This window comes from Saccharothrix sp. NRRL B-16348, assembly GCF_001280085.1.
GTDB lineage: Bacteria > Actinomycetota > Actinomycetes > Mycobacteriales > Pseudonocardiaceae > Actinosynnema.
The window spans coordinates 1-10,790 of record NZ_LGED01000025.1 but is presented as its reverse complement, the minus strand read 5'-3'; the positions used below and the strand labels follow the sequence as shown (position 1 = coordinate 10,790).

Below are 10,790 nucleotides of genomic sequence, written 5' to 3'. Positions count from 1 at the left end.
CCCGCGGCCGTCGCCGGACGCCTGACCCCGTTCCGTCCGAAGCGCAGCCGGGCGCGAGCCGGGCCGGCCCAATCCGCCCGCAACCCCATGCCGAGCACGCACCGCAAGGAGGTGAACACCCAGAGCTAGCAACGAGGTTGGCGTGGGCCCGACGTCGGTTCGTGGTTCCGTACCCGGCCTCCGAGGCCGCCGGCCGCGAGTGTTTGAGAGCACGAGTGGCCGGTGGGCGGTTGTGATCTTGGTCTCCGTCGGCTCCGCCGGGAGTGTGCCGGGTCGATTACACACCGTGCGCGTCAGGTCTGAACGTGGGACGGAAGGGAGGGTGAGGGGGTGTCGTTGTCCGATTCGGGACCACGGTTCGGTAGTCGTGGGCCTATGATCACCCGCGCAGGGGAGTGAACAACGGAGCTTTCGCAGGCCTTGACAGTTGACCTCGGAGCGACTTGCACGACCTCACGGTGGTCTGACCGTTGACCCGTGAGGATGATGGTGACAGAACGAACCGCTTAGGGGCACGGACTGGGTAGTCGCCAAGCCTCCCGAATCGTATCCTGGTTGTGACGCCCCCAGGGCGGGGCGTCCGCCGGGACCGGCGGCAACCGTGATTACCCGGCGCCCGCGACCGCTGTGCCGGAGGAGGAGCCATGCCACTCTCCGAGCACGAGCAGCGACTGCTCGACCAGATCGAGCGCGCGCTCTACGCCGAGGACCCGAAGTTCGCATCCACTGTGCGCGGTGCCAAGCTGCGCAAGCCGTCCCGACGGCGTCGCATCCAAGGCATCGCGTTGTTCGCCGTGGGTGTGGCACTGCTGGTGACGGGTGTGATGTTGCCGAAGCTCGCTGGTATCCCGGTGGTGAGCGTGGTCGGCTTCCTGTTGATGTTCTTCGGCGTGCTGCTCACCGTGACGACGTTGCGTCGTGGTGACCAGGGTGCCGAGGAACCCAGCGAAGAGGGAAGCCGGCCCAGCCGCAGCTCGTTCTCACAGAAGATGGAAGAACGTTTCCGTCGCCGTTTCGAGGACGAGTAGTCCGCGCGACAGCCCCGATTGAACGACTGAACAACGCAGACGGCCCGCCCCGGGAACCTCCGGGGCGGGCCGTCTGCGTGCCGAGGCCGACGTCGAGGGCGAGGGCGACGGCCGATGAGCGCCGGGCCGGGGTGAAGCCCGGTCAAGCCCGGTGAAGCCCAGTGAAAGGACGAGGGCCGGGGGACCGCCAAGTCCCCCGGCCCTCGGACCGTCACACCGCTGAACGCCCCGTGATCACTCGTCCGGGTCCTGCTCCGCCGGCGGCTTCGGCTGGAGCACCGACCGGGGCAGGACCTTGGCCTTCAACGCCAACGGCGCGTTGCGGTTCATGCTCTGCCGCACGTTGTCCACCGCACCGGGCAACGACGGGTCCGCCGCCGCCTGCGCGCTGTACCAGGACCGCTCCACCGCGCCCACCACCGCGCGCAGCCCGTCCCGGCCCTGCTCGTCCAGGTTGTGCACCCGCACCAACCGCCGCGCCGCCACCCGCACGGTCTCCGTGCGCGGCACGCGCGTGCCCCGGTCCACGGACTCCGCGACCAACTCCTGCCAAGCCGCACTGGCCGCGTCCGGCCCCAGCCCGGCCACCGCGCGCAACCGCTGCTGCCGCCGCCAAGCCCGCACGGCCGCCGGCGCCCCGACCGCCACGATCAGCACCAACACCACCGCCAACCACCACGACAGCAGCGCCAACGCCAACGCCAGCACGACCGCCCAACCCACCAACGCCGCCGAACGCAGCCACACCGGCCGAGCCAACCGCGCACCGCCGAACAGCACCGCCAACGTCGCCAGCAACGCGAGCAGCGCCACCACCCCGAGCGTCACCAGGTGCCAGGTCGGCGTCGGCTCCTCCGCCGAAGTCGTCCCGTCCTGCCCCAACGCGTCCGGCACGGCCGACGCGGACGCCGACGTGCCCGGGGCCACCGTGGTGGTCGTGGTCGCCGTAGCGCTCTCGCTGGTGCCGTCCTCCTCGTCGTCCGGGTCCAGACCGGAGATGTACGGCGGGGTCACGCCGCGACCGTCGGACAGCGGCGTCGGGTCGAACGTCATCCAGCCGTAGCCGGGGAAGTAGATCTCGACCCACGCGTGCGCGTCCTGCGACGTGATCGTCTGCACGTCACCGGTGGCGTACCCGGCGGTGAAGCCGAGCGCCACCCGCGAGGCCATGCCGACCGACCGCGCCATGATCGCCATCGCCGACGCGTACTGCTCGCAGAACCCCTTCTTGCCGTTGAACACGAAGTCTTCCAACGCGTCGACCGACGTGTTCGTGGTCGAGGTCTGCGTCGTGTACTCGAAGCCCTGCGTGCCGTCGGTGAAGTGCCGGTACAGCGCCGTCGCCCGGTCGAACTGGTTGTCGTGCCCGGCCACGATCCGCCGCGCCAACTCGGCCACCCGGCCCTCGACGCCCGGCGCTTCCAGATACGCCGAGTCGACGTCCAGCTGATCGCCTGCCCTGCGCAGCGTGTCCGCCGACGGCGTGTCGAACACCGTCTCCAGCGTGTACTCACCGGACTTGCGCGGCCGGACGCTGTAGATCATCCCGCGCGCGGGGTCGAACCTCCAGTTGTCCTCGACGTCTTGGACGCCGCGCGGCCGGCCGTACACCGGCAGCCAGTTGTCCACCCAGTTCACCGGCTCGATCCGGACCTCGGTGACGTCGCCGCCGCCCGGGTCGCCGGGCTGCTGGGGGAGCGGGCCGTTCGCGGGCACGCCCTCCGGCATGTTCCCGCCCAGCTCCCAGCCCTTGTCGGGCACGTACTGGCGCAACGTCATCGCCCGCAGGTACGCCGAGGTGCCCGGCATGTTCCGCACCCGGAACAGCTCGCGCGGCGCGCCCTGGTTGAGCATGCCGCGCAGCTGCGTCATCGGGTCGATGCCCAGCCCGCCGCTGCCGCCGCCGACCTCCTGGCCGCTGCCGGGCAGCCGACCGACCGTGCCGACCAGGGTCAGGCTTGCGCCCGCCAGCAACGCGACCACCAGGGCCAACCCGGCCACCGCCGTCGCCGCCGGCCCGGACCCGCTCTGCCCGCCACCGGGCAACCTGCCGCGCCACGCCTCGTGGCGGTGCTGCCCGTCCACGGCCAGCAGCAGCGCGAACGCGCCCGCGCCGAACACGAACGTCCACAGCGGCAGCATCTCGTCGGCCAACGACGCGGGCACCGCGAACACGCACAGCAGCACGAGCCCCGACGCCGCGGGCGCCGCCAAGCCGACCGCCAGGGTGTCGACCAGGATCGCGACCAGCCCGATCGCCACCATGACCAGGCACCGCATGGCCGGGCTGTCCGGCACCGGCGGCACACCGGTCTGCACCTCGGTCATCGCGTCGCCGAGCACCGTCAGCAGGTCCTGCAACGACTGCGGACCGGGCAGCACCACGAGCACACCGCTGCGGGTGAAGATCGTCACCAGCAGGCACGTCAACGCCAGCACCTGCCCGAGGGCGACCAGCGGCGCGGCCAGCCGTGCCGCGCGCATCAGCACGCCCGTGCCGCCGACGACCGCGATCGCCACGGCCAGGTACACCAGCCACAGCACGCCGTCGAGCACGCTGGACAACGCCGTCGCCGCGCACAGCGTCGCCAGGCCGGCGACCGCGGGTGTCACGTTCACCACCCAGTTGTCGCTGCCCACCGCGCTCGTCCTGCCGGTCACCTAGCCCACCTCCGTGCGCACCACGGGGCCGCGGTTGCCCGCGCTGTGGCACAGCTCCTGCCAGACCTGCCCCATCGGCGTGGACGGCCGCGCCACGACCACGCCCCACCCCGCGCCGCTCAGCAACCGCTGGGCGTCGGCCGGGTCGGGCGCCGGGTCCTCGGACGCGGACGCCCACGCGCCGACGTCCATCACCACCGCCAGGCTGCGCATCCCGCGCGGCCGGTTGCGCACCAGCGCGTCCACGACGGCGGGCGTGCTGCCGCCGAGGATCGCGATCACTTCCTGTCCCGCGCCGGGGTCCAACCCGGTGGCGGGCTCACGGCGGTGCGACGGCGGCAGCGCGGCCAACGCGTCCAGCACCACCGCGTCGCTGTACCCGCTGTTGCCCGGACCGCCCGCCAGCACCCGGCCGTCGTCGCCGACCAGGCGCACCTGGTGGCCGTACCGGTGCAGGTGCAGGCAGATCGACGCGGCCAGCGAGACCGCCCACTCCAGGCTCGCGCCGGGACCGCTGCCCCGGTGCGCGACCAGCCGGTGGTCCAGCAGCACGGTCGTGCCGCCGCGCCACGGCCGTTCCTCGACCCGCACCATCAGCTCGTCGCGTCGCGCGGTCGAGCGCCAGTGCACCTTCCGCAGGTCGTCGCCGTGCCGGTAGGGGCGGACCACCGCGTCGTCCTCGCCCTGGCCGGCGCGCAGCCGGATCGAGCCGTCGTCGCCGGAACCCATGCCCGAACCGCTGGGCAGGCCGGTCAGCGGCACCACCCGAGGCACCACGACCAGCCGGCTGCGGCCCGCCATCTCGCGGTCGAACTCGGCCAGGCCGAACGGGTCGGTGATCCGCGCCATCAGCGGACCGACCTGCTGGACGCCGCGCATCACCGGCTTGAGCGGGTACCGCAGCACGGTCACGATGTTGCGCGGCAACCGTTCCACCACGAACCGCGGGCGCGCGCCCAGCGCGTACGGCACCGCGTCCTCCAGCAGCAGCCCGCCGGTCGGCAGCCGTCCGGCGCTGCGCAGCTCCACGCGCACGTCCGTCGCCGAACCCACCTGGACGCGGCTGGGGTGCAGCAGCCGGGTGGCGTGCAGGCCGACCCTGGCCCGCTGCGCCAGCCACGCCGCCAACAGCGGCAGGGCCACCACGAACGCCGCCACGCGCAGCAGGTCGCGCTCGTTGAGCACGATCGCGCACAAACCGGCCGCGAACCCCGCGGCCAACAGGCACCGGCCCCGGGTGGTCAGCCCGGACAGGGCTCCGCGCATGTCAGCGGTGGTTGTTCGGGTTGATGTTGTGCAGGAACTGCCCGGTCGGGTCGAGCGCCGCCTGCGGCACCGGCACCCGCTGCAGCAGGTTGCGCACGAGGTCGGCCGACGACCGGCGGGCCGCCTGGGCCTCCGCGGTCAGCACCAGGCGGTGCGCCAGCACCGGCACGGCGACCGCGTGGATGTCGTCCGGCACCACGAAGTCGCGACCGGCCAACGCGGCCTGCGCCCGTGCCGCCCGCACCAGCTGCAACGTCGAGCGCGGCGACGCGCCCAGCCGCAGCTCGGGCAGCCGCCGGGTGGCGCCGACCAGCTCGACCGCGTACCGGCGGATCTCCTGCGACAGGTGCACCCGCCGCACCACGTGGACCAGCCGGAGCACCTGCTCGGCGTCGGACACGGGCCGCAGGTCGGCCATCGGGTCGTGGCCCGCGTGCTCGTCCACCATCGCCAGCTCGGCCGCCGGGTCCGGGTAGCCGATGGAGACCCGCGCGGTGAACCGGTCGCGCTGCGCCTCGGGAAGGGCGTAGGTGCCCTCCATCTCGATGGGGTTCTGCGTGGCGATCACCATGAACGGCGCGCCGAGCGGGTAGGTCTGCCCGTCGACGGTGACCTGGTGCTCTTCCATGCACTCCAGCAGCGCGGACTGGGTCTTCGGCGAGGCGCGGTTGATCTCGTCGCCCACCACGATGTTCGCGAACACCGGGCCGGGCCGGAACTCGAAGTCGTTGTCCTGCCGGTTGTAGATCGACACGCCGGTGATGTCGCTGGGCAGCAGGTCCGGGGTGAACTGGATGCGGCTCACGGTGCAGTCGATGGACCGGGCCAGCGCCTTGGCGAGCGAGGTCTTGCCGACGCCGGGCACGTCCTCGACGAGCAGGTGGCCCTCGGCGAGCAGGGTGACCAGCGCGACCCGGACGACGTCCGGCTTGCCGACGATGACCTTCTCCACGTTGGCGGCGATCCGCCCCACCGCGGCGTGCAGCTCCGCGAGCGCTTCCTCCCGGACCGGCACGTGGTTGGCGTGCGCCGCCCGGTTGTCGGCGGTGCCGACGGCGTTCACCTGGTTGCCCGCCGGCGCGCCGCTGCCCCCGTAGGAGTGTTCTGGCAGCGCGGCTGGCTGTGTACTCGGAGTCACTCGACCTCCTGGAGCAGGGCGCGGCCCTACCGCGACCGGTTCGCGGTGGCGGTGAGCGTTTCACGCAGTGTGTCAAACCAGGGCGAAGCGCCCTACACCGATTGAACAGTTTCGTGCGCTTGGATTCCACGGCCGGCGACGCCACCCGGTTCACCGCACCCCACCACCATTCCCCACCGGGGCCGCCGCGGAACCGGTTTTGCCCGATTTCGCTGCGCCATCCGGGTGGAGTTCGGGCCGGTTCGCCTCACCCGCGGAGGTGGTCGCGCGCCGCGTCCCCCACCACGCTCCACGCCGGCCATCTTCGCTCTACCTGCGTAAACGCTTCGGCACAGGCCGTGCAACCACCCGTTTCAGCGTTGACTGTGGTGAAAAGTGGGGTACTGTGGCGGCCGGTGGGGCAGACGGGGGCTCCACTGCCGGTCGGAAGTGACGCTTCCGGCATCGGGAGGTGGGCGCCGTGTTCTTGGGCACGCACTACCCGAGGCTGGACGACAAGGGCCGACTGACGCTGCCTGCGAAGTTCCGGGACGCGCTAGCGGGGGGTCTCATGGTCACCAAGGGCCAGGACCACTGCCTCTACGTGTTCCCACGGGCCGAGTTCGAGCAGATGGCGCGCAAGGTGGCGGACGCTCCTTTCACCAACGAGGCCGTCCGCGCCTACCAGCGCTACCTGTTCGCGGGGACCGACGAGCAGCGGCCGGACGGCCAGGGCCGGGTGTCGATCGCACCGGAGCTGCGGCGGTACGCGGGGCTGACCAAGGAGTGCGTGGTCATCGGCGCGATCAACCGGCTGGAGATCTGGGACGCGCAGGCGTGGCAGCGCTACCTCGAGGAACACGAGGACAGCTACGCCACGGCGCGCGAGGAGGTGCTGCCCGGCGTCTTCTAGATCGGCTGGAACGGCCGTTGTTTCGAGGTTTCGGGTGCCGTGAGGCCTCGGTCCGCTCGGCTTTCGGCCCTGGCGCACCTTCCCCGGCGCCAGGTCCGACGGGCGGGCGGGGACCTGACGACACCCGAATTTCTTGTCTTGTGAGGGGGGACCATCGAGGGAGTGGGCATGGTGGAGCAGGCGCGTCACGTGCCGGTGCTGCTCGATCGCGTCCTCGACCTGCTGGCCCCCGCGTTGGCCGATCGGGACGCCGTGTTCGTCGACTGCACGCTCGGCTTGGGCGGGCACTCCGAGGCGGTGTTGAGGGCGCACCCGCGGGTGCGGCTGATCGGGCTGGACCGCGACCCGCAGGCCATCGAGCTGTCCCGGCGCAGGCTGGCGCCGTTCGCCGACCGCGTCGAGTTCGTGCAGACCACGTACGACGGGATCGCCTCGGCGGTCGGCGGCGCGAAGGTCGACGGGATCCTGATGGACCTCGGGGTGTCCTCGCTGCAGCTGGACGCCGAGGAGCGCGGGTTCGCGTACTCCAAGGACGCGCCGCTGGACATGCGGATGAGCGCGGGCACCGGCATGACGGCGGCCGACGTGCTCAACACGTACTCGGTGGACGACCTGACCCGGATCCTGCGCGACTACGGCGAGGAGCGGTTCGCCCGCAAGATCGCCGGCGCGGTGGCGCGGGAACGGGAGCGCGAGCCGTTCACCACCAGCGGTCGGCTGGTCGAGCTGCTGTACGACGTGGTGCCCGCGGCGACCCGCCGGACGGGCGGCCACCCGGCGAAGCGGACGTTCCAGGCGTTGCGCATCGAGGTGAACGAGGAGCTGGAGTCGCTGCGCCTCGCGTTGCCCGCCGCGCTGTCGGTGCTGGCCGTCGGCGGGCGGATCGTCGTGGAGTCCTACCAGTCGTTGGAGGACCGGATGGTCAAGCGCGCGTTCACCGCGCTGGCCACGTCGACGTCACCGCAGGACCTGCCGGTCGAGCTGCCCGGCCACGGTCCCCAGCTGCGGCTGGTGACCAGGGGCGCGGAGCAGGCGAACGAGCAGGAGATCGAAGAGAACCCCAGGGCCGCCTCGGTGCGGCTGCGAGCGGCGGAACGCATCCGGGAGGCGACATGACCGCACCGGCACGGACCGGCGGCGGCGTGCAGCCACCGGCCAGGCACTCCAAGCCGAGGGAGCGCGCGCTGAAGGCCGTGCCGGCGGAGCGTCGCCGGTCGGCCGCGGCGGAGCGGGCCTACGCGCGGCGTGCGCAGCGCACGTCGTCGAAGCGCCGCCCGGCGGTGACCCGCCAGCAGACGGTGGCGCCCAAGGCGCCGTTCGTGGTGATGGTGATGGTCGTGCTCGGCGTGGGCATCGCGGCGATCATGTGGCTGGCGACCCAGGCGACCGCGGACTCGTACCGCTTGCAGGACGCGCGGGCCGAGGAGACCCGGCTCGCCCAGCAGGTCGAGCAGTTGCGGCAGGAGGTCGCGCTGGCGGAGTCGCCACCCGGCCTGGCCGACGCCGCGACGAAGCTGGGCCTGGTCCCGGCCGGCGACCCGGCGCGGTTGCGGCAGCTGCCGGACGGATCGGTCGAGGTGTACGGCAAGCCGTCCGCGGTGCAGCCGCCGCCACCGCCGACCACGTCCACCACGCCGCCGCCGGCCCAGGACCCGGCGGGGCAGCAACCGCCCGCCGGTGACCAGACGGGGCAGCAGGCGGGTGGCCAACAGCCGCCGCAGGGCTGAGCACGGCCGCGCGGACAGGCAGGACGCGGTGCTCGAACAACCAGTGGAACAGCCGGTACCAGGAGGTCAGTGATGCCGGGGCCCAGCCGGGGCAGACCCGTGCGACGGCCGTTGTCCGTCCGGGGACCCGCTCCCCGCAGGCGGCGCGGTGGCAACAGCCGGGTGCGCCTCACCGTGGGCCGGTTGTTGCTGGTGGGTGCGTTGCTCCTGGCCGGGCTCAAGCTGGTGCAGGTCCAGGGCTTCCAGGCGGCGGCGTTGTCCGCGCAGGCCGAGCAGCAGCGCGCGACGCAGATCGACATCCTGGCGCCGCGCGGCTCGATCCTGGACCGCAACGGCAACCAGTTGGCGTTCAGCGTGGAGTCGCGGGCGCTCTACGTGACGCCGCAGCTGATGCGCAAGGAATGGGCGAAGGCGCTGGAGGACGACCCGGACATCGGCAGCTTCGAGGACCGCCTGGCCGACATCGCCGGGTTCATCGAGCAGACGCTGGGCAAGGAGGTCGCCGGGCAGAAGACCGACCGGGACACCATGCTCGCGAAGCTGTCCCAGGACACCACCTACGTGGAGCTGGTCGACAACGTCGACCCGGGCAAGGCCGCCGTGATCACGGAGAAGTACTACGACATCGGGTCCGAGGCGCGGGCCGTGCGCGTGTACCCGAACGGCGAGCTGGCGTCGAACATCATCGGCGCGGCGAACTGGCGCAAGGACACCGAGCCGCCCGCCACGCACGGCCTGCTGGGGCTGGAGATCGCGCAGGACAACCTGCTCGCCGGGAGCAACGGGCTGCGGGTCGTGGACACCATGCAGGGCAACGACAACGTGGTCATCCCCGGGCCGGGCCGGTCGCAGGAGCTGGCCGCCGCCACGCCGGGCAAGAGCCTCGAGCTGACGTTGGACGTGGACACGCAGTACGCGTTGCAGCGCATGGTCACCGACTACACGGCCAAGTCGGCCGCGCGCAGCGGTTCGGTGGTGGTGCTGGACAGCCGGACCGGCGAGATCCTGGCGATGGTCAACGACAAGACGTTCGACCCGAACGACTTCGGCAAGGCCTCCGAGGACCAGCTGCGCAACATCGCGGTCACGTCGGTGTTCGAGCCGGGTTCGGTGAACAAGGTGGTGACCGCGGCGGCGGCCGTCGAGGACGGCGTCTACCAGCCGGACAGCGTGCTGCGGGTCGACGGCAGGATCGAGGTCGCCGACCGGGTGATCGGGGACTGGTGGCAGCACGGCCCGCTGGACATGACGCTCACCGGCGTGTTCGCGAAGTCGTCCAACGTGGGCACGCTGATGACGGCGCAGAAGGTCGGCCAGGACCGGTACGCGGACATGCTGCGCAAGTTCGGCCTGGGCAAGCGCACCCAGTCCGGTCTGCCCGGCGAGGAGTCCGGGTACGTGCCGCCGTTGAAGCAGTGGTCCGGTTCGACGTTCGGCAACCTGCCGATCGGGCAGGGCCTGAGCATGACGTTGCTGCAGATGACCGGCATGTACCAGGCCATCGCGAACGACGGTGTGCGCATCGCGCCGCGGATCGTGCGGGCCGAGGTGTCGGCCGACGGCAGCCGCAAGGAGATCGGCCCGCCGGACACCGAGCGGGTCGTGTCGCCGCAGACGGCCAAGACGGTCCGCGACATGTTCCGCGCGGTGGTGCAGAAGGCGTCGGGGCCGGACGCGGCGCTGCAGAGCGGCACGGGCACGCCGGCGGCGCTGCCGGGCTACCAGATCAGCGGCAAGACGGGCACGGCGCAGCAGATCGACCCGAAGTGCGGCTGCTACAGCAGTTCACAGTACTGGATCACGTTCGCGGGCATCCTGCCCGCCGACGACCCCAGGTTCGTGGTCGGCATCATGCTCGACAACCCGACGGGGAACCCGCAGTCGGCCGCGCCGCTGTTCCACGACGTCGCGTCGTACCTGGCGCAGCGCTACCAGATCCCGCTGTCGGACGAGCAGAGCCCGATCGTGCCGCTCGTGCACTAGGCCGTGTTTCAAAGGTGAGGTGACTGCCGGCGTGTCGGTGCCCGGAACGTGGCGAGGTCTCCGGTAAGTGGGTTGGCGACCAAGCAAACCCGAAC

The 10,790-nt window shown here is 71.9% G+C and carries 8 protein-coding genes; 5 read left to right on the top strand and 3 right to left on the bottom strand.

Annotation, left to right across the window (positions count from 1 at the left end):
* The first annotated feature begins 644 nt into the window (after positions 1-644).
* The gene (locus ADK67_RS05995) at positions 645-1,028 is read left to right on the top strand and encodes a DUF3040 domain-containing protein (protein WP_033437744.1); all 384 of its coding nucleotides are present in this window, start codon (positions 645-647) and stop codon (positions 1,026-1,028) included.
* 234 nt (positions 1,029-1,262) lie between these two features.
* Here ADK67_RS05995 and ADK67_RS05990 read toward each other — a convergent pair whose 3' ends face one another.
* The 3 genes from ADK67_RS05990 to ADK67_RS05980 are packed head-to-tail and all read right to left on the bottom strand — an operon-like array spanning position 1,263 to position 5,970.
* Positions 1,263-3,689: a transglutaminase family protein gene (locus ADK67_RS05990; RefSeq protein WP_053715384.1), complete on the bottom strand. Its 2,427-nt coding sequence runs from the start codon at positions 3,687-3,689 to the stop codon at positions 1,263-1,265.
* Positions 3,690-4,955 carry a DUF58 domain-containing protein gene (locus tag ADK67_RS05985; protein WP_053715383.1) on the bottom strand — a complete coding sequence of 422 codons (1,266 nt, stop codon included), beginning with the start codon at positions 4,953-4,955 and terminating at the stop codon, positions 3,690-3,692.
* Between the two features lies 1 nt (position 4,956).
* Positions 4,957-5,970, bottom strand: a complete 1,014-nt coding sequence (locus ADK67_RS05980) for an AAA family ATPase (protein ID WP_231648033.1) — start codon at positions 5,968-5,970, stop codon at positions 4,957-4,959.
* A gap of 583 nt (positions 5,971-6,553) precedes the next feature.
* Here ADK67_RS05980 and mraZ point away from each other — a divergent pair.
* From mraZ to ADK67_RS05960, 4 genes are all read left to right on the top strand, one after another.
* Positions 6,554-6,985: a division/cell wall cluster transcriptional repressor MraZ gene (mraZ, locus tag ADK67_RS05975; RefSeq protein ID WP_053715381.1), complete on the top strand. Its 432-nt coding sequence runs from the start codon at positions 6,554-6,556 to the stop codon at positions 6,983-6,985.
* A gap of 168 nt (positions 6,986-7,153) precedes the next feature.
* Positions 7,154-8,101, top strand: coding sequence for a 16S rRNA (cytosine(1402)-N(4))-methyltransferase RsmH (gene rsmH, locus ADK67_RS05970; protein WP_053715385.1), 948 nt, complete (start codon positions 7,154-7,156; stop codon positions 8,099-8,101).
* Entirely contained in the window at positions 8,098-8,712 is a 615-nt protein-coding gene (locus tag ADK67_RS05965) for a hypothetical protein (protein WP_063797515.1), read from the top strand. The genes rsmH and ADK67_RS05965 overlap by 4 nt, the downstream gene beginning before the upstream one ends.
* 72 nt (positions 8,713-8,784) lie before the next feature.
* Positions 8,785-10,695 (top strand): peptidoglycan D,D-transpeptidase FtsI family protein, encoded by a 1,911-nt coding sequence (locus ADK67_RS05960; protein ID WP_053715380.1) that lies wholly within the window; start codon positions 8,785-8,787, stop codon positions 10,693-10,695.
* The last annotated feature ends 95 nt before the right edge of the window (positions 10,696-10,790 follow it).

What these genes read in the sequence shown, in the direction of transcription:
- ADK67_RS05960 (WP_053715380.1), top strand. Translation starts at nt 8,785, where the DNA reads ATGCCGGGGCCCAGCCGGGGCAGACCCGTGCGACGGCCGTTGTCCGTC.
- rsmH (WP_053715385.1), top strand. Translation starts at nt 7,154, where the DNA reads ATGGTGGAGCAGGCGCGTCACGTGCCGGTGCTGCTCGATCGCGTCCTC.
- ADK67_RS05965 (WP_063797515.1), top strand. Translation starts at nt 8,098, where the DNA reads ATGACCGCACCGGCACGGACCGGCGGCGGCGTGCAGCCACCGGCCAGG.
- ADK67_RS05985 (WP_053715383.1), bottom strand. Translation starts at nt 4,955, where the DNA reads ATGCGCGGAGCCCTGTCCGGGCTGACCACCCGGGGCCGGTGCCTGTTG.
- ADK67_RS05995 (WP_033437744.1), top strand. Translation starts at nt 645, where the DNA reads ATGCCACTCTCCGAGCACGAGCAGCGACTGCTCGACCAGATCGAGCGC.